21 protein-coding genes, 1 rRNA gene and 1 riboswitch are annotated in these 17,618 nt (G+C 44.5%); of the genes, 20 read left to right on the forward strand and 2 right to left on the reverse strand.

Annotation, left to right across the window (positions count from 1 at the left end; all coding sequences use genetic code 11):
• The first annotated feature begins 180 nt into the window (after nt 1–180).
• Nucleotides 181–297: ribosomal RNA gene (gene rrf / locus CEF13_RS00005) — 5S ribosomal RNA — on the forward strand.
• A gap of 88 nt (nt 298–385) precedes the next feature.
• Here rrf and CEF13_RS00010 read toward each other — a convergent pair.
• The gene (locus CEF13_RS00010) at nt 386–916 is read right to left on the reverse strand and encodes a transposase (protein WP_102708851.1); all 531 of its coding nucleotides are present in this window, start codon (nt 914–916) and stop codon (nt 386–388) included.
• A gap of 233 nt (nt 917–1,149) precedes the next feature.
• On the opposite strand from CEF13_RS00010, the gene CEF13_RS00015 reads away from it, so the two are divergent.
• The 10 genes from CEF13_RS00015 to rsmI all read left to right on the forward strand — a co-directional run bounded on the left by CEF13_RS00015 (nt 1,150) and on the right by rsmI (nt 8,625).
• Nucleotides 1,150–1,341 carry a sigma factor G inhibitor Gin gene (locus CEF13_RS00015; RefSeq protein WP_102708852.1) on the forward strand — a complete coding sequence of 64 codons (192 nt, stop codon included), beginning with the start codon at nt 1,150–1,152 and terminating at the stop codon, nt 1,339–1,341.
• Nucleotides 1,342–1,440: 99 nt separating this feature from the next.
• Nucleotides 1,441–2,955 carry an aminotransferase class I/II-fold pyridoxal phosphate-dependent enzyme gene (locus tag CEF13_RS00020; protein ID WP_102708853.1) on the forward strand — a complete coding sequence of 505 codons (1,515 nt, stop codon included), beginning with the start codon at nt 1,441–1,443 and terminating at the stop codon, nt 2,953–2,955.
• 112 nt (nt 2,956–3,067) lie between these two features.
• Nucleotides 3,068–3,724 carry a dTMP kinase gene (tmk, locus tag CEF13_RS00025; RefSeq protein WP_102708854.1) on the forward strand — a complete coding sequence of 219 codons (657 nt, stop codon included), beginning with the start codon at nt 3,068–3,070 and terminating at the stop codon, nt 3,722–3,724.
• 126 nt (nt 3,725–3,850) lie between these two features.
• Nucleotides 3,851–4,180 (forward strand): cyclic-di-AMP receptor, encoded by a 330-nt coding sequence (locus CEF13_RS00030; protein ID WP_102708855.1) that lies wholly within the window; start codon nt 3,851–3,853, stop codon nt 4,178–4,180.
• A gap of 16 nt (nt 4,181–4,196) precedes the next feature.
• Complete coding sequence (locus CEF13_RS00035; protein ID WP_102708856.1) at nt 4,197–4,640, forward strand: YaaR family protein; 444 nt, start codon at nt 4,197–4,199, stop codon at nt 4,638–4,640.
• Nucleotides 4,641–4,672: 32 nt separating this feature from the next.
• Complete coding sequence (gene holB, locus CEF13_RS00040; RefSeq protein ID WP_102708857.1) at nt 4,673–5,650, forward strand: DNA polymerase III subunit delta'; 978 nt, start codon at nt 4,673–4,675, stop codon at nt 5,648–5,650.
• Nucleotides 5,651–5,653: 3 nt separating this feature from the next.
• The gene (locus CEF13_RS00045) at nt 5,654–6,457 is read left to right on the forward strand and encodes a PSP1 domain-containing protein (protein ID WP_102708858.1); all 804 of its coding nucleotides are present in this window, start codon (nt 5,654–5,656) and stop codon (nt 6,455–6,457) included.
• 62 nt (nt 6,458–6,519) lie between these two features.
• On the forward strand, nt 6,520–6,918 hold the full coding sequence (locus CEF13_RS00050) for an initiation-control protein YabA (protein WP_102716117.1): 399 nt from the start codon (nt 6,520–6,522) through the stop codon (nt 6,916–6,918).
• A 124-nt stretch (nt 6,919–7,042) separates the two neighbouring features.
• A complete protein-coding gene (locus tag CEF13_RS00055) occupies nt 7,043–7,747 on the forward strand; it encodes a tRNA1(Val) (adenine(37)-N6)-methyltransferase (RefSeq protein WP_102716118.1) in 705 nt (234 codons plus the stop codon).
• Nucleotides 7,744–8,625: a 16S rRNA (cytidine(1402)-2'-O)-methyltransferase gene (rsmI, locus tag CEF13_RS00060; protein WP_102708859.1), complete on the forward strand. Its 882-nt coding sequence runs from the start codon at nt 7,744–7,746 to the stop codon at nt 8,623–8,625. Before CEF13_RS00055 ends, rsmI begins: the two co-directional genes overlap by 4 nt.
• A gap of 129 nt (nt 8,626–8,754) precedes the next feature.
• Here rsmI and CEF13_RS00065 read toward each other — a convergent pair whose 3' ends face one another.
• Nucleotides 8,755–9,009, reverse strand: a complete 255-nt coding sequence (locus CEF13_RS00065; RefSeq protein ID WP_054025791.1) for an AbrB/MazE/SpoVT family DNA-binding domain-containing protein — start codon at nt 9,007–9,009, stop codon at nt 8,755–8,757.
• A gap of 271 nt (nt 9,010–9,280) precedes the next feature.
• Here CEF13_RS00065 and CEF13_RS00070 point away from each other — a divergent pair, with 271 nt between their 5' ends.
• The 9 genes from CEF13_RS00070 to ispE all read left to right on the forward strand — a co-directional run bounded on the left by CEF13_RS00070 (nt 9,281) and on the right by ispE (nt 17,613).
• Nucleotides 9,281–10,579 carry an HD domain-containing protein gene (locus tag CEF13_RS00070; RefSeq protein WP_102708860.1) on the forward strand — a complete coding sequence of 433 codons (1,299 nt, stop codon included), beginning with the start codon at nt 9,281–9,283 and terminating at the stop codon, nt 10,577–10,579.
• Nucleotides 10,580–10,596: 17 nt separating this feature from the next.
• Nucleotides 10,597–11,370 (forward strand): TatD family hydrolase, encoded by a 774-nt coding sequence (locus CEF13_RS00075; RefSeq protein WP_102708861.1) that lies wholly within the window; start codon nt 10,597–10,599, stop codon nt 11,368–11,370.
• A gap of 184 nt (nt 11,371–11,554) precedes the next feature.
• A riboswitch (cyclic di-AMP (ydaO/yuaA leader) is annotated at nt 11,555–11,739 on the forward strand.
• Between the two features lie 250 nt (nt 11,740–11,989).
• A complete protein-coding gene (locus CEF13_RS00080) occupies nt 11,990–13,138 on the forward strand; it encodes a resuscitation-promoting factor (RefSeq protein ID WP_211297033.1) in 1,149 nt (382 codons plus the stop codon).
• 128 nt (nt 13,139–13,266) lie between these two features.
• Entirely contained in the window at nt 13,267–13,815 is a 549-nt protein-coding gene (rnmV, locus tag CEF13_RS00085) for a ribonuclease M5 (protein ID WP_102716120.1), read from the forward strand.
• Between the two features lie 4 nt (nt 13,816–13,819).
• Entirely contained in the window at nt 13,820–14,755 is a 936-nt protein-coding gene (gene rsmA, locus CEF13_RS00090) for a 16S rRNA (adenine(1518)-N(6)/adenine(1519)-N(6))-dimethyltransferase RsmA (RefSeq protein ID WP_102708862.1), read from the forward strand.
• Between the two features lie 63 nt (nt 14,756–14,818).
• A complete protein-coding gene (gene yabG / locus CEF13_RS00095; RefSeq protein WP_102708863.1) occupies nt 14,819–15,694 on the forward strand; it encodes a sporulation peptidase YabG in 876 nt (291 codons plus the stop codon).
• Nucleotides 15,695–15,945: 251 nt separating this feature from the next.
• A complete protein-coding gene (gene veg, locus CEF13_RS00100) occupies nt 15,946–16,221 on the forward strand; it encodes a biofilm formation stimulator Veg (protein WP_053373389.1) in 276 nt (91 codons plus the stop codon).
• A 213-nt stretch (nt 16,222–16,434) separates the two neighbouring features.
• Nucleotides 16,435–16,620 (forward strand): small, acid-soluble spore protein, alpha/beta type, encoded by a 186-nt coding sequence (locus tag CEF13_RS00105; protein ID WP_102708864.1) that lies wholly within the window; start codon nt 16,435–16,437, stop codon nt 16,618–16,620.
• 138 nt (nt 16,621–16,758) lie between these two features.
• On the forward strand, nt 16,759–17,613 hold the full coding sequence (ispE, locus tag CEF13_RS00110) for a 4-(cytidine 5'-diphospho)-2-C-methyl-D-erythritol kinase (protein WP_102708865.1): 855 nt from the start codon (nt 16,759–16,761) through the stop codon (nt 17,611–17,613).
• Nucleotides 17,614–17,618: the final 5 nt, after the last annotated feature.

Here is a 17,618-nt window from a genome sequence, read left to right on the forward strand (position 1 = left end):
AATCGGTCGAGGGCTTATCCTAAAACAGTTTGTTTGGACCCATACATCCGGCAGACAACAGCAGTAAGGTTTCAGCAAACCTACCTTTCGTGTCCAGTTTTCAGGGCGTAAGCCTTGCGCACCCTTTGATTTGGTCATCTGAATGTATTTAGACTGGCTAATCTGCATCGAGCAACACCGTTTGGTGGCGATGGCGGAGGGGAACCACGCGTTCCCATACCGAACACGACCGTTAAGCCCTCCAGCGCCGATGGTACTTAGACCGCAGGGTCTTGGGAGAGTAGGACGTCGCCAAGCACGAGAGACCTATCGCATGTTATGCGATAGGTTTTTTGTTTGTTTAATAAGCCTTAGCAGCTCTGAACGAGCTTCTAAGGCTTTCTAATTATCTTCGGTAATATGATGCTCCTCTAGATTCAAGTCTAAGTATGCCATCCTTCTGCTCTTTACGGAAGGTGAAGGATAACATTAACCGTGGAATCAGCAGCCATAGATGCCAGCTTATAATACTGAGCAATAAGGATTCCTTAATCCAAGGGTACAAAAGTGCTGCTGCGCATAAGCCGATCCAGAATAGATGGCGATGTACGCGTCGAAACAGACTTAATTTAATATCATTGGCTGGTTTGAAACCAATCCAAGGCGGAGTAATTCGCCAAACCCATTTGCGGTCAGCAGCTTCATCGACTCGAATAAAGGTGAGAAATATAATGATAATATGTATGATCTGAATGACTGCAAAGCCAAACAACCAGGAGAAAAGACCATCTATTTGAAACATAAGCATCTGAAAGGCAAGAAATATAGCTGCAATTAGCATATGGCTTTGAACAAGCTCGGGACGTATGTTTTTCCTCCTTACAAGCTGATATTGGTAAATAGTCGCGTTTTTTTGATCAGATAATGGCTTGTGCATGTTTTAGTTCCTTCCTACTCGAAATGACAGCAACTCTCGTTAACTATATCGGTATTTATTAGTCATCTGTCCATAGTTTTAAACAAACAAATGCAGAAATCCAGTAACCAATAGCCCTTATGGCGCATAAGATATATAAATATTTGAAATGGGCTATGAAACAAGTATAAATAAATAGAGTTTGTGGCATAATAATAGCTATATAGGCAATGTAAGAGAAAGCGGGGATTGTAATGGACGACAATCGCGAGCATCACTGTATCATTTGCAATCAACAGAAGTCGGACGGCCAAGGTATTCGAATTGTCAGCGGTTTTATTTGCGAGACATGTGAAGAGGAAATGGTGCGGACAGACGTCAAGGATGCGAAATATCCTTTTTTCATTCATCAGATGAAGCAAATATTTTTAGGTGAAAATGCTTGAGTGGTTTCTGGCAACAGAGGCTGCTCTTTTTTTGTCGTTTTTCATGTACAATAGGAATATCATAAAGCCTTTTTATTTTGAAAGGAATGTCCTTATATAATGAAGCAATTTTACGCACCGCTCCTAGAAGCTCTTATTGATCATATAAATGATTCACCAGCCGGGTTCCATGTACCAGGCCATCACTATGGACAAGCCCTTGCATATGAGCTCCAGAACGCCATGCCGGAGTATCATCCATCCAAGTGGTTTTCAGAGATTATGATGCTGGATGTAACGGAGCTTTCCTCTACAGATGATCTGCATCATCCTGAAAGATCAATTAAGGAAGCGCAGCTGTTAGCTGCACATACTTTCGGAGCGGATGAAACTTTTTTTCTTGTAGGTGGAAGCACGTCGGGAAATATTGCATTGCTGCTTGCTCTATGCGATCAAGACGATATCATCATTGTTCAACGCAACGTGCACAAGTCTATCTTGAATGGTTTAAGGCTGGCAGGAGCTAAGGCTGTATTTCTATCACCACAAATAGAGCTGAGCTCAAGCCTAGCTGTCGTTCCATCGTTAGAGCAGGTCGAGGAAGCTCTTCAATTATATCCGGAAGCCAAGGCTGTATTTCTATCCAACCCAAATTACTATGGAATGGGGGTCAAGCTAACACCTTACTCCGAACTTATTCATAAGTATGGCAAGCCTTTGCTGGTTGATGAAGCGCATGGAGCACATTTTGGCTTTCACTCACAATTGCCGCTATCCGCGCTAGCTGAAGGAGCAGATGCTGTCGTGCAATCGGCGCATAAGACGCTTCCCGCCTTAACTATGGGAGCAATGCTTCATGTGCAGGGGGATCGAATGGATAGACAGTTGCTTCGTCAGTCGTTAGCGATGATTCAAAGCTCAAGCCCGTCCTTTCCGATACTTGCTTCCTTGGATATTTCCCGCGCAATGATTGATGCATTAGGGGAGGAGCTGTTTAAGCAAAGCTTGTCGTCTGCTGCATCATTCCGGCGCTGGCTGGCGGAACAGTCAACTCATATTAAGTCGCTCGAATTATCATTAGAGAAGGATAATCAAATCATTGCTTTTGCTGATCCTCTAAGAGTTGTCTTATATGATAAAAGCGGCATATTTACCGGTTTCGAGCTGCAGCAGCGGTTAGAGAAATTTAATATATATGTGGAGATGGCTGACCCGCGTTATGTTGTACTTGTATTCGGTATCGGAACCTCTTTAGAGGATATCATGAAGTTGGAGAATGCAATAATTACAACAAATAGAGATTTAAATGAAATAAATTCACCCGCGAAACTAAAGTTGAATCCACTTGTATATGATGCAGGACATGCAGGCACAGCCCCAACGATCTCCAAGCCGGTATCGTTTGCCCGTTCACTATTTAGTCGCAGACGGATGGAACGAATCCAGCTAGCGCAAGCTGAGCATAGAATGGCTGCCGAAATGGTAACACCTTACCCGCCGGGTATTTCTATTCTATATCCAGGTGAAATTATAACAGCTGAAGGGATTGAGCAGATTCAATATTTAGCTCGAACTGGAGCCAAATTTCAAGGGGCAAATGACCAGACCATGAATACAATAGCTGTATATGAATGAAAATAAACATTGTATAACGTTCGTACCAAATGTTCATTGTACAAGGGGTAACGCTTTGTTAATATAGAGTAGAGTATATACTAATTTATTTTACGTTAGGGGAAGCCTTAGATTGAGAAAAGGTGTATTCATTACCATAGAAGGCGGCGATGGTGCCGGCAAATCGACACTTATTGAGAAGCTCTCGAATACGATGCTTCAAAGAGGAAGTTCTATAATGGTTACAAGAGAGCCTGGCGGCATTCCGATCGCAGAGCAGATTCGTAATGTTATACTGGACACGGGCAATACGAAGATGGATGCGAGAACGGAAGCGCTGTTGTATGCGGCAGCTCGCAGGCAGCATCTGATGGAGAAGGTTGTCCCAGCGCTGGAGCATGGAGAGTTTGTCCTATGTGATCGGTTCGTCGATAGCAGTCTGGCTTATCAGGGCTATGCGCGTGGAATCGGTATGGAGGATGTATGGTCGATCAATCAGTTTGCAATTCAAGATATTATGCCTGACCTGACCATCTATATTGATGTATCACCCGAAGAGGGATTAGCGCGAATTAATAAGGCAGAAGTAAGGGAAATAAATCGTCTTGATTTAGAGAAGCTATCTTTTCATGAGAAGGTAAGAGAAGGCTATATGAAACTCTTGCAGCAGTTTCCTGATCGAATTGTGCTTGTAAATGGAGAACAAAGTCCTGAATTGGTGTTTGCTGACGTTTTATTGGCTATTGATCAACGTTTTGCAGGATTTTATGCAACCGATGTCAAATATTAAGAGATGGACTAATGCACTGGGAAAGAGCTACTCCATTAGGTATAAGATATATCGTCTTAACAGGGTTACCAAGCAAGCAGCAACCGTTCAATAACCTATTCTAATAGTAGTCAAGGGGGAATGAAGATGAAATTAGTAATCGCGGTTATTCAAGATAAGGACAGCAACCGGTTATCAAACGCACTAGTGCGCGAGGGCTTTAGAGCAACAAAACTGGCAAGTACAGGTGGATTTTTGAGGGCGGGAAATACGACTTTTATGATTGGTATTGAGGATGAGAGAGTACATGAGGTGCTCCAAGTCATTAATTCAAACTGCAAAGTGCGCGATCAACTCGTTACACCAGTATCGCCAATGGGAGGGTCAACAGACTCTTATATCCCATTCCCAGTTGAAGTGCAGGTTGGAGGAGCAGCTGTATTCGTTATTCCAGTTGAACGGTTTGAACATTTCTGAATGGGCGTGACCACCAATGAAAATTGATCAAGGCTTTCGGCCCTTAGGGCAAAACAGATCAAATAACGATACAGGTACAAAACCGGCTTTGAATAGAAATTTCGCCGATGTCATGGTTCAGCAGGATGCGACCCGTACGCAAGAGCAGCTGCAGCAGAAGCTTCAGGATATTAACAAGCAGGGTGATCGGCTCTCTAAAGTGATGACGGTACGCGAGCTCAAAATTTATCGTCAGATGCTAAAGCAGTTTCTAGATGATACGATTAGACGTGGCATCGTACTCAAGGAAGTCAGAGGCTTTGATCGCAGGGGCCGGATTAAACGCTATAAACTGCTGGATGAAATCGATGAGACGCTTGTTTCTATGGCAGAGGAGTTATTGGATAGCGAGCAGGGAAGAATAGATTTACTGAACAAAATTGGTGAAATTCGTGGATTGCTTATTAATTTGTTATTTTAATGAAATGTGAGCAAGGAAGGTAAGGAACGGTTATGAGTCTTGAACAAATTGCCGGACAATGGAAGGCACAGCGGATTTTGACACACGCCTTGCAGACTGGGAAAATTTCACACGCATATTTATTTAACGGCCCTTCGGGAACAGGCAGAATGGCTATGGCTCGTGAATTCGCCAAAGCGCTGTTCTGTACAGAAGATGGCGTTGATGCATGTGGCGAGTGCTTGGAATGCCGAAAATTCGAGCATGGAAATCAAACGGATTTAACGACCATTTCTCCGGAAGGCCAATCCATCAAAATAGATCAAATTCGTGAGCTGCAGCGCGATTTTTCCTATCGTAATAGTGGAACTAAACGTAAAATATATATGATTGAGCAAGCAGACAAAATGACGCTGCAAGCTGCCAACAGCTTGCTTAAATTTCTAGAAGAGCCGTTATCTCCTGTTGTAGCCATTCTGCTTACAGATAACGGACAAGCGGTACTTCCGACAATCCGCTCACGGACGCAATGGGTTCCGTTCCTGCCCATGTCGCCTGAGGCTATGCTCCAAACGCTCGTTGCAGAAGGATCCCCTCCAACCTTAGCGCGCACAGTTGTTCAATTAACCTCGGGTTTAGAAGGGGCAAGACAATTTCTCCAGCAGAATCAGTTTGCAGAAATAAGAAACCTAGTGATACAATTAGGTAAGGAGAGTTTGACCCGATTCACCGCGGCGATGATCACTGCTGGGCAACAGCTTTTTAAAACAGATTTAGTAGAGCATATGGAGCTGCTGTTGTCACTATTAGTTATATGGTTTAAAGATTTGATACAGTTCCAGGCCGGAAGGCAGGACAACATCGTTTTTATAGATCAGTTAGATTGGTTAAGCAAACACGCCTTTGATAGATCGTTAGCAGGCTGGGTGTCCTGCATAGAGCATACGCTGGAAGCGAGCAAGCGTATGCGTGCGAATGTCACGCCTCAACTCGCTTTTGAGCAACTATTGGTAAGATTACAGGAGGGCTAATCCTTGTACAATGTCATCGGTGTCCGCTTCAAGAAAGCGGGCAAGATCTATTACTTTGATCCAGTCGATCACCCCGTGGACAAGGAGCAATATGTTATTGTTGAAACGGCACGGGGAATCGAATACGGTAAAGTGGTGGTGGGACAGAAGCAAGTCGGTGAATCGGATGTTGTACTTCCTCTTAAGAAAGTGATTCGCATTGCTAGCGAAGTCGACGCAAACATCGTCGAAGAGAACCGCACAGCGGCTAAGAATGCGTTCGTCACTTGTCTTGAAAAGATTAAAGGTCATCAGCTTCGTATGAAGCTTGTTGATGTAGAATTTACGTTTGACCGCAACAAGATTATTTTTTACTTTACAGCAGAAGGCAGAGTCGACTTCCGTGAGCTAGTTAAAGACTTAGCCAGTGTATTTCGTACTAGAATTGAACTTCGCCAAATCGGAGTTCGTGACGAAGCGAAGATGCTAGGCGGAATTGGGCCATGCGGACGAGTTCTATGCTGTTCCTCTTGGCTTGGTGATTTCGAGCCGGTCTCCATTAAGATGGCAAAGGATCAGAACTTATCACTTAATCCTACCAAGATATCTGGATTATGCGGACGTCTCATGTGCTGCTTGAAATATGAGCATGACAATTACGAAAGCATTCGCGAAGAACTTCCGGCAATTGGCAAATTTGTTGTCACCTCTTTAGGAGAGGGTAAGGTTACCGGCATTAATACATCGACGAAGAGTGTGTATGTTCAGTTATTTGATATACCAGGTAAACCGAAAGAACTATCGATGGACGATGTCGTCATTAAATAAACGGCAGATTGCGATTCTCACGGGTGAGTTAACGCTCACGCATGAAGCTCTGGGGTGGGAACTTGGAGAAAAAAGATATATTCTTGAAAATGGACGAACTGGATAAGCAGGTTGGTGTGTTCCACAAAGAGCTTAGCGCGATGAAGCAGAAGGTTAAAGAGCTGCTTGAAGATAATAAGCGCCTAAGTGAAGAGAACAACCAGCTGCGACAGCTGTTTAAGCGAGAAGCAGAGCTGGAGCGTGAGACTGTTCTTACACCGGCTCTAGGGACACAAACGGTTAGACATGAGACCAAGCCCATAACTGGCGATGATCTTGCAGAAGCGAGCATTGCCATTGGAGAAGGCCATGATAATTTAACACGTTTGTATCATGAAGGATTCCACATATGCAACGTGTATTACGGGCATTTGCGGACGGAGGGAGATTGTTTATTCTGTCTTTCCTTTCTAAATAAATAATGGAATCCGTATCGACATGCCGTCCTTGCCGCAAAGGGCGGCATTTTTCTATTAATTAACAGAAAGATTCACTCAAATGAATACCGTTTAAATAAAAGGAGAGGCTTAAAACGTGACAGAAATAATGGATGTAATGGAAAATGAGCGCCTAGATGATTTAATGACAGAATCAGGATTGAAAATTATACAAAGCCGTGAAGTATTCAGCTTCTCGCTCGACGCTGTTTTACTGTCCCGATTTGCCAGTGTGCCAAAGCATGGACGAATAGTGGATCTGTGTACAGGAAATGGTGTCATACCGATCCTTCTCTCAACCCGAACAAATGCGCAAATCGATGCAGTGGAAATTCAACCGAGGTTAGCGGATATGGCGAGAAGAAGTGTAAAGCTTAATCAGTTAACCGAACAAATTTCGATTATAGAACAGGATTTAAGGCTGTATCCGAAATCAGCTGGAAATGGGGTCTACGATGCGGTTACGGTAAATCCTCCGTATATGCCGATTACAGCAGGCGAACAAAATGAAAATGAGCATTATGCGATTGCAAGACACGAAATACATTGTACGCTTGAGGATGTTGCTGAAGCTTGTTCACGGCTTGTTCGCCCTGGCGGGAAGGTTTCCATGGTGCATCGGCCATCACGTCTGCTCGATATTGTGGAGACTATGCGCAAATGGCGGCTCGAGCCGAAGCGAATTCAATTCGTTCATCCCCATGCAAATGCAGAGGCCAACATGGTATTAATAGAAGCAATGCGGGATGGAAAGCCTGATATTAAGCTGCTGCCGCCGATCATGGTTTATGAGAATGGAGTGCAAATCGTTTGAATATACAGAAAAGCTTCTCAGATGCTGCTAATGGAACGATAGGCAGCTTATACTTAGTTGCAACACCGATAGGCAATCTTGAAGATATGACCTTTCGTGCGATACGAACGCTGAAGGAAGTGCAGCTAATTGCGGCTGAGGACACTAGACAAACTCGCAAGCTGCTCACCCATTTCGAAATTAATACGCGTACGGTCAGCTATCATGAGCATAATAAGCGAGCAAGCGGACCAGAGCTTATTCGTTTATTGCTTGAAGGCCAATCCATTGCACTTGTCAGCGATGCCGGATTGCCTGCCATATCAGATCCTGGCGCCGATCTTGTGAAAGAAGCAATCGAGCAGCATATTCCCGTCATTCCCATACCTGGAGCTAATGCTGCTTTATCAGCTCTTATTATGTCAGGTCTCCCGACCGATCGATTTCTATTTGCAGGTTTTCCGCCACGCGAACGCAAATCTTTAATCAAATGGCTGGAGGAGTTAAAAACGCAGAAAGGAACGCTCTTGTTCTATGAATCTCCGCATCGGATGACGAAAACATTGGATGCCTTATTAGAAGTAATAGGTGACCGAGCTATTGCGTGTGTAAGAGAGCTCACGAAGAAACATGAGGAGGCCGTTCGAGGCTATGTGTCCGAATGTATCGAATGGTTTGCAGAGCATCCGCCGTTGGGCGAATTTTGTATCGTTCTGGATGGGAACGATGGTCTATCCTCTAATGGGCAGGCGCAGGAGGAAGCTTGGTGGGTGGAGCTTGATATGGCAGCCCATGTTGCGCACTATGAGCAGCAATATGATCGGAAGGAAGCTATTAAGAAGGCAGCCACAGATCGAGGGTTGTCAAAGCGGGATGTATATAATGAAGTAAATCGTTAGACTACGGATAAAACAAAAATATTGCGGACAAAAAAAGACCTTCCTGGCCGGGTTTTAGCACAGGAAGGCGTAAGGAGTATAAAAAGGTTAGAATTAACAAGTGAATAAATATAGTATAACTTATTTTTTTTATTTTGTCACAGGTGTTGGCATTTCTGACAAACAAACGTGGCAAACAATTTTTCCTTTGAAGTAAGATACGTTCTCTGCATTACCACAGAAGATACATGCAGGCTCGTATTTCTTCAACATGATGCGCTCGCCATCAACATAAATCTCAAGAGCGTCTTTTTCGCCAATACCGAGTGTACGGCGCAATTCGATCGGGATAACAACCCGTCCTAATTCATCGACTTTACGAACAATACCTGTAGATTTCATCATAATATATAAATGCCCCTCTCAAAATGTGTTTCGCCATCGTTCGACATAGTTTTTGCTTTTGTGATTACTATAATACCAACTCTTACCAAAATAGTCAACCTAAATTATTGCTTAAAAGACCCTATAGCATTAACATTTGACTAGTTATAAGGCTCATACTACTCTGTAATAGAATACAACAGCTTCGACATTTTGGAAACTATTTTACGACACTATTCGACATTTGACTTCCTTTTTGTGTCGAAAATATGAACAAAGGAGATGAGAGAAAATGAAAAATCAATTAACGGAAGAAAAAGTTTTTAAAGATCCCGTACATAATTATATTTATGTACAAGACCAAACCATATGGAATTTAATTAATACAAAAGAGTTTCAACGATTGCGCAGAATACGGCAATTAGGAACCTCCTACTTGACCTTTCACGGAGCGGAACATAGCCGGTTCTCACATTCACTTGGCGTATATGAAATAACACGTAAAATTATTTCGCAGTTCGAACGTCATGGATATCCGGATTGGCCTGCAGAGGAACGATTAGTATCTCTTTGTGCCGCTCTTTTGCATGATGTCGGACATGGTCCGTTCTCGCACTCCTTAGAGGAAGTATTCAATACGGATCATGAAGAATGGTCATGCAAAATTATACTTGAAGATACTGAAATCAATCGTGTGCTGAAGGCTGTGTCGGATGATTTCCCTGAGAAGGTGGCAGCCGTCATTCGAAGAACGTATCCGCAGCCCATCGTTGTCAGTCTTATTTCAAGCCAAATGGATGCCGATCGTATGGATTATTTGCTCAGAGATGCCTATTTTACGGGTGTAAATTACGGTACATTTGATTTGGAACGAATACTTCGTGTACTCCGGCCCCATAAAGGGCAAATTGTAGTAAAAGAAAGCGGAATGCACGCAGTAGAGCATTATCTCATGTCTCGTTATCAAATGTATTGGCAGATTTACTTCCATCCAGTTACAAGAAGTTCTGAGATAATATTACGGCAAATTTTCCGCAGAGCCCAAGAGCTGTATGTGGAAGGCTATTCCTTCGAATGGATGCCTAATTCCCTTCAATACCTTATTCAAAATAACATGACTGTCCATGATTATTTAAAGCTCGATGAAGCGCTTATACAGACCGTATTCGCACAATGGGCAGAGGAAAAAGATCCGCTGCTAAGCGATCTATGTGATCGTTTTCTGAACCGCAGATTATATCAATATATAACCATTGATAACCCAGATGAAACTCTTCTAAATGAGATCAGTGATTGCTTTTCTTCTATAGGAATGAATCCTGATTATCATATGGAAATTGATTTCCCATTCGACCTGCCTTATGACGTATATCGACCTGATAAAAAAGAAGGCGAAAAGAAAGAAAAAGCGCCGATTTTGTTGTTGGATGAGCAGGATGAAATCAGTGAAATATCTGCTAAATCCGACATTGTTCGTTCCATTACAGGCTTGCATCAAGGCGAATACCACCTGTATTATCCGATGGAGCCGCTCAAAAAAAATAGCCATTTGATACCAGAATCTCTAAAAAAACGATTTAGAATCGACTGAAGGAGCCTTACACTGACATGACATTATTATTTGATACCCATACACACTTAGATTCCGATAAGTTTGCCGAAGACCGTGAAGAAGTTATTGAGCGCGCTCTGGCTGCAGGAGTACATAAACTTGTCAATATTGGTTTTAACCGTGAGACCATTCCGACGACGATGGCGTTAGCCGAGCGGTATGAATTTATTTATGCAGCAGTGGGTTGGCATCCTGTAGACAGCATCGACATGCTTCCGGAGGATTTGGACTGGATCGAGCAGCTTTGCGCGCATAAGAAGGTTGTTGCCATTGGAGAAATAGGGCTGGACTATCACTGGGACACCTCACCTAAAGATGTGCAGCAGCGAGTTTTCCGGGAACAAATCCGTCTTGCGCACAAAGTCAATAAGCCAATTGTTATTCATAATCGTGATGCGCATGAGGACATTATTCGTATTCTTCGGGAGGAAAATGCGTCCAAGGTAGGAGGCGTCATGCACTGCTTCTCTGGAAGCTGGGAGACGGCCAAACAATGTCTGGATATGAACTTTTATATTTCGTTTGGAGGGCCTCTTACTTTCAAAAATGCAAGGGTGCCAAAAGAGGTTCTGAGGCAGGTTCCGCTCGACCGAATTTTGATTGAAACAGATGCCCCATATTTAGCTCCGCACCCCCTTCGAGGGAAGCGAAATGAGTCCGCTTTCGTATCTCTAGTTGCCGAGACGGCAGCTGAAATATTGGGCAAAACAGTTGAAGAAATAGGTGCAATAACGACCGAAAACGGTAAAAAATGTTTTGGTATTGTGTAAAAATGAGAGAAATGAGGAGTAATCGAGACCTTTATCGCGTAAAAACTAATTTTTGTACCGATAATCGCTTAATTTTTCCGAGTTTATTCACCTTTTTCGCTTAAATCGTCTTTTATTGTATCTTTACAATTCACCTCGGATGAGGTTATGATTCAACACAGAGCTATAAAATTTTGTATTGGATTTCCAGTTCGCGCTTAGTCTCCAAGTTGGAGAGCGGGGGAACCAGGTGCGGTTAAAACGAGCCGCATTTCGATATCCTTCAGGGGTGAATTTCGGAGCCTTTGCCATGAGCATTGTGTTTCGATTAGGGCAGCTCTCTTGCCCGAACCCGTCAGCTAACCTCGTAAGCGTACATAGAGAGTGATCAATCTCGTGCATCCACATTTTCTGTATCCCAGTGTATCCATTACCCGGGAAGCCACGAAACAGATCCACTGTCGACGGCTTCTTTTTATTTTCGAATAATCAGGAAATGGTCGACATAGGGATTAAAGATGGAGGTGTGCGGAATCGATAGTAATTCTGGATTGCGTGCTTGCACGCCAATATACTATAGTCGCGTCAGTTGTATCATGCGTAACACTTGGCGGCGGGGCTATGAAGGAGGACCGATGAAGTGGGATTATTCCAAGTAAAGGACACCCATGGGAAACGATCATCCAGCATGTCTTTCGCATTGCGATGGAAGCGTGAAAACTTGCGTTTGATTCTTTTGAGTGCTGCTATCTCAATCGCTATGACTTTCATGTTTTTGGTGTTGTTGTACGGAACGGCTGTCAAAAGCGTCTCCGTAGTAGTGAACGGACAAGAAACCGTTGTTGAAACGAAACAATGGGTCCTGCAACGCCTACTGGATGAACAAGCTATCGCAATTGGACCACATGATGAGGTGTCCGTGCCGCTAAATGCGGCAATAAAGAACGGGGATCGTATTGAGGTAACTCATGCGATACCAGTAATTGTGAAAGCTGATGGCAAGACATCGACGGTGTACACAACAGAGAGAACAGTGCAGGCGGCGATCGGGGAATTAAATATTCCGATTCGAAATCAAGATAAAGTAATGCCTCCACTGGATACGGTTGTAGATGCGGAGTTAACGGTTACGGTTGTGCGCGTCGACACGAAGGTAGCGGAGTCTGAACGTGCGATGCCTTTCTCCATTGTGAAGAAAACGGATCCTACTCTGGAAGCGGGCAAAGAGAAGCTCGTGCAAACCGGTAGGGAGGGTCTTGTTGTTGAACATATCGAGAAGCAGTACGAGGACGGGGTGCTTATCTCGAAGAAGCTGGTCAACAAAGTCATTGAGACTGCTGCTGTCGACCAGGTTATTGCCGTAGGTACGAAGAAGGCTGAACCTAAAGTACAGGTTCTGTCGAACAAATCACCGAGCGTAACAACGATGACAAAGAACGGGGTATCCTTCAAAGCGAAGAAGGTGCTTAATAACTTCACGCTTACCGCTTATTCTGCAGGTGTGGAGTCGACTGGCAAAGATGAAGAGCATCCGTTATACGGAATAACGGCATCTGGAGCTCGTGTGCATGAAGGACGGACGATTGCTGTAGACCCGAAAGTAATACCTATCGGTTGGTGGGTTTATATTGAGGGTATCGGCTTCCGCCGGGCTGAGGACACAGGCAGCGCCATTAAAGGCAACATCATCGATGTTTATTTCGACAGCAATAAAACGGCAGATAAGTTCGGGCGAAAGAAAGGTTATACCGTGTACGTTCTAGGTCCGAATAAACCAACTGCAAGCTAATAAATACGGTTACCATCATCTTATCGTAATTTTCAATTAAATATGCCATCATAAGGAGAGGCAATGCCTCTTCTTTTTGTATATTTGCTTGTATAAAAGTGGAATTGAAACAGAAGGGAATGATCTTGGTGATCAAGGAGATCATTGTCGTTGAAGGCAAGGATGATACCGTTGCGATTAAACGAGCGGTTGAGGCGGATACGATTGAGACAAATGGGTCGGCTATTGGCGAGGACGTGCTGCGGCGCATTGCACTTGCTAATGAAAGACGGGGCATTATTATATTTACGGACCCGGACCATGCAGGTGAGAGAATTCGTAAAATAGTTGCTCGTCATGCGCCGGGCTGCAAGCATGCCTTTTTGCCGCAGGAAAAAACCTTATATAAGGGTGATATCGGTATTGAAAATGCAAGCCCAGAGTCTATTCGCGCGGCGCTCTCGGAGCTGCGTACAGAGTCAGCAGACCAAACGGGAGAGATTAGCTGGGATGACTTAATGGAAGCGGGCCTTATTGTACATCCAGACGCCTCTAATAGACGTCTGCAGATGGGCAAGCTGCTCGGTATTGGATATGCAAACGGAAAACAGTTCTATAAGCGCTGTACAAGCTTCTGCATATCGAAAGAGGAATTCAAGGCAGCACTTCGTCAGATGGAACAGGAACGGGAGGAATAGCAGAATGGGCACGGAAGAGCATGAAGGGCCGCAAGCAGCAGCAGGCGTGTCAGCACCAACAATAGAGGTAGCGACGCCAAAGCGGACAAAAGAAATTATTGCGAAATACGGATTTTCATTCAAGAAAAGTTTGGGCCAAAACTTTCTGATTGACCAAAATATATTGAACAAAATTGTAGCGGCCGCTGGTCTTGATAAAACAAAGGGTGCGCTTGAGATCGGTCCTGGTATTGGCGCATTGACCCAAAGGCTCGCAGCAGAGGCAGGGAAGGTAACAGCGGTAGAAATAGATAATCGGCTTATCCCCATCTTGCGCGATGTATTGTCGAATGACTCTCATACAACCGTTATTCACGGGGATGTCCTGAAGCTTGATCTAAAGCAGTTATTTGCTGAGCAATTCACAGGAGTAACGGGTGTGAGTGTTGTTGCAAACCTGCCTTACTACGTGACTACTCCGATCCTCATGAAGCTGCTCGAGGAGAAGCTCCCGCTCGAGCATATTGTGGTTATGATTCAGAAAGAAGTAGCCGAGCGCATGGCTGCGAAGCCAGGGGGCAAGGAATATGGCAGCCTGAGTGTGGCTGTTCAATATTATTGTGTGCCGGAAGTGGTATGCATGGTGCCGCATACGGTATTTATTCCGCAGCCGAATGTTGATTCCGCTGTTATTAAGTTAACAGTACGCGATAAGCCGGCGGTAGATGTGCCTGATGAGGATCACTTCTTCCGTGTGGTACAAGCCAGCTTCGCACAGCGGCGGAAGACACTGGCGAACAATCTGACTGCGTTTGTAGGCAAGGATCGGCGCGAGGCGCTGACAGAAATGCTTGTCCAGAACCAAATTGACCCTATTCGCCGCGGAGAGACGTTGTCCCTGGAGGAATTCGCACGCATTAGCCGGAGTATGCTGGATGCGGGCTGGGGTACAAAACAGTAGATGCATAAAATACTCACCATTCGCCTTGTCTGCCCATAGGATAGACGAAGAGGTGATTTACCTATGAAGCAAGGCGACCTGGTCGTCCGCAAATCGTATGGCGGGGACGTGTTATTCCGAGTTGAGGCAGTCCGTTTAGATAATGCCATTCTAAAGGGCACGGATTATCGCCTACTAGCGGACGCTCCTATTCCTGATCTGTCTGTCGTACGAGACCCTGAATCAACCAAAGCGGTGCAGCAAGTTCGAATTAAAGTGAACGACTCCATAAGGCGTATGCACTCCGAGAGAGAGCGTCAGATTGATAATGAGGATGTTATTCGGCATGCGATGCAGCAGAGTCAGCCTTTCTTTGAAGTACCGGGGAAGGTGCTGCATCTCGACGGTGACAGCAACTATTTGAAGAAGAGCATGCAGCTATACAATACGATGCATGTTCCTTCTTATGGACTTCATCTGCATGAATCGCAGATGGCTGATGTACTGTACCGCCTGCTGCCGGAGCTGGAGCCAGATATTATTGTCATTACCGGTCATGACGGTGTACTCAAAAATCGAGCGGACCTATACAGTCTAAGCAGCTATAAAAACTCTCAGCATTTCGTTAATGCAGTTAGAGTGGCACGCGAGTATGAGAGAAACCGTGACGGATTAATTGTGATTGCAGGGGCATGCCAATCCCATTTCGAGGCGCTGCTTCAGGTGGGTTCCAACTTCGCCAGCTCGCCTGGCCGTATATTGATTCATGCGCTTGATCCTGTTTATATTGCGATTAAGGCAAGCTATACATCGATTAAGGATACGATCAATTTAGCCGATGTCATACATGGCACGATCAGCGGTATAGATGGCATGGGAGGCATTGAGACAATGGGGCGCTTCCGTGTTGGCATGCCTAAGCCGCGGGTTACGTCAACTTCTTCTGCATTGAAAGTATGAGCTAGCTAATCAGCTGGCTCTTTTTTATTTCCATTCATCAAGAAATCCTCCCAAAAAAGGGGAAGGAGTTTTATGATTTATATAGCAACTTCTTAATATGTATTTTTTTTGCTGAATTATGCGCATTTTTTAAAAAAATGGGTGAAATCACCGTTGACAAGTAAATAATCGGACTGATATAATATTTCTCTTTGTTTGACAAGCCTCCTCGTTTTAGGTATAATGAATAAGGAAAGAGGTGGTAGTGTACAATGGCAAAAAATGCGCTATTGGATATTAAACGCAGTTTGGAAGCTCATGTTGGCTCCAAAATCCGTCTTCGAGCGAACGGTGGCAGACGAAAGACCATCGAACGCACCGGCACGTTGGAAGAAACCTACCCTTCTGTTTTCATTGTTAAACTGGATGAGGAGCAACATGCGTTTAAGCGTGTCTCTTACAGTTATGCGGATATACTGACAGAATCTGTGGAAGTGACCGTATGCAATGATGAAGGTCAAGTCCGTATCGCCCATTTGCAACAATAGAATATATATCGCCTAGTGAGGCAAGTTAGCGCAGATTGCTTCTGCGCTTTTTTTTTGTCCAAATAAGCATTGTCCACTGGGGCTTAATGAGTGGTCAATTGAAGGCTTCTCTTTTTCACGTATTGGCCAAATCGTTTTGTAGCATACTACCTGTGCACAGATCATTGTTTCTCATGCTAGGTGTACGCTATTTGGATTTGGAGGGAAAAGTGAATGAGCCGAAGAAAACGAGGAATAATGTCAGAGCAATTAAAGTATGAGCTGGCGAAGGATCTTGGTTTTTATGATACTGTTCAACAGGAAGGCTGGGGCGGCATACGTGCCAAGGACGCCGGGAACATGGTTAAACGGGCAATACAGCTGGCTGAGCAGGCAGCAGCCAAATCCAATCAGCCTTAAGCGAGCTATAACGTTATAAAGGTAAAAGCTAAGCCGCTGACAGGCCGAAAATCGGTTTAATGTCAGAGGCTTAGCTTTTATTGCGTTGGTTTGTTATAATGATGCTTAAGCTTATGAACGAACGGGTGAACTTATCAGATGAAAATTTATGAAAAAGCTCCTGCCAAAATTAATTTACTGCTTGATGTGCTGCGGAAACGCGATGATGGTTACCATGAAGTCGAGATGATTATGACGATGGTTGATCTAGCTGACCGTTTGACAATGGAAGAATTGCCTAGAGATACGATCATTATTTCAAGCCAGGTTGGCTACATACCACTCGATGAGAAGAACCTTGCATTTCAAGCGGCCAGGCTTATTAAAGACCGCTATGATGTGAAGCAAGGCGTGTATATTCATCTGGACAAAAAAATCCCCGTCGCCGCAGGACTTGCTGGCGGCAGCAGCGATGCGGCTGCTGCGCTGCGTGGGCTTAATCGTCTATGGAAGCTGCAAATACCGGAGGACGAGCTATGCCGGCTTGGGTCGGAGCTTGGATCGGATGTGCCTTTCTGTGTAACCGGCGGTACCGCAATTGCGCGTGGACGCGGTGAGAAGCTTGAGCATATTGCTAAACCACCGCAATGCTGGGTTGTCCTTGCAAAACCGCCAATTAACGTTTCCACAGCTGACGTATATGGACGCTTCCGTGCTAACGCATTGAAAGAGCATCCCTCCATCTCCAATATGGTAGGTGCGCTTGAACGAGGCTCCTTCTCTGATATATGCGATGGGCTTGGGAATGTATTGGAGAAGGTCACGTTGGATCTATACCCTGAAGTTATGCAGCTGAAGGAAAGTATGATTCGCCTTGGAGCAGACGGAGTATTAATGTCAGGCAGCGGTCCTACCGTATTTGGCCTTGTTTCGAAGGAGGCCAAGCTGCCTCGTATTTATAATGGTCTGCGCGGTTTCTGCAAAGAGGTATATGTGGTAAGAATGCTTACATAGGACTG

The sequence above is a fragment of the Paenibacillus castaneae genome (assembly GCF_002884445.1).
Classification (GTDB): Bacteria; Bacillota; Bacilli; order Paenibacillales; family Paenibacillaceae; genus Pristimantibacillus; species Pristimantibacillus castaneae.

Coding starts and splice junctions, on each gene's coding strand:
- holB (WP_102708857.1), top strand. CDS start 4,673: ATGAGTCTTGAACAAATTGCCGGACAATGGAAGGCACAGCGGATTTTG.
- CEF13_RS00010 (WP_102708851.1), bottom strand. CDS start 916: ATGCACAAGCCATTATCTGATCAAAAAAACGCGACTATTTACCAATAT.
- veg (WP_053373389.1), top strand. CDS start 15,946: ATGGCAAAAAATGCGCTATTGGATATTAAACGCAGTTTGGAAGCTCAT.
- CEF13_RS00035 (WP_102708856.1), top strand. CDS start 4,197: ATGAAAATTGATCAAGGCTTTCGGCCCTTAGGGCAAAACAGATCAAAT.
- CEF13_RS00075 (WP_102708861.1), top strand. CDS start 10,597: ATGACATTATTATTTGATACCCATACACACTTAGATTCCGATAAGTTT.
- CEF13_RS00020 (WP_102708853.1), top strand. CDS start 1,441: ATGAAGCAATTTTACGCACCGCTCCTAGAAGCTCTTATTGATCATATA.
- CEF13_RS00065 (WP_054025791.1), bottom strand. CDS start 9,009: ATGATGAAATCTACAGGTATTGTTCGTAAAGTCGATGAATTAGGACGG.
- CEF13_RS00055 (WP_102716118.1), top strand. CDS start 7,043: ATGGATGTAATGGAAAATGAGCGCCTAGATGATTTAATGACAGAATCA.
- CEF13_RS00070 (WP_102708860.1), top strand. CDS start 9,281: ATGAAAAATCAATTAACGGAAGAAAAAGTTTTTAAAGATCCCGTACAT.
- CEF13_RS00105 (WP_102708864.1), top strand. CDS start 16,435: ATGAGCCGAAGAAAACGAGGAATAATGTCAGAGCAATTAAAGTATGAG.
- CEF13_RS00030 (WP_102708855.1), top strand. CDS start 3,851: ATGAAATTAGTAATCGCGGTTATTCAAGATAAGGACAGCAACCGGTTA.
- yabG (WP_102708863.1), top strand. CDS start 14,819: ATGAAGCAAGGCGACCTGGTCGTCCGCAAATCGTATGGCGGGGACGTG.
- ispE (WP_102708865.1), top strand. CDS start 16,759: ATGAAAATTTATGAAAAAGCTCCTGCCAAAATTAATTTACTGCTTGAT.
- rsmA (WP_102708862.1), top strand. CDS start 13,820: ATGGGCACGGAAGAGCATGAAGGGCCGCAAGCAGCAGCAGGCGTGTCA.
- CEF13_RS00015 (WP_102708852.1), top strand. CDS start 1,150: ATGGACGACAATCGCGAGCATCACTGTATCATTTGCAATCAACAGAAG.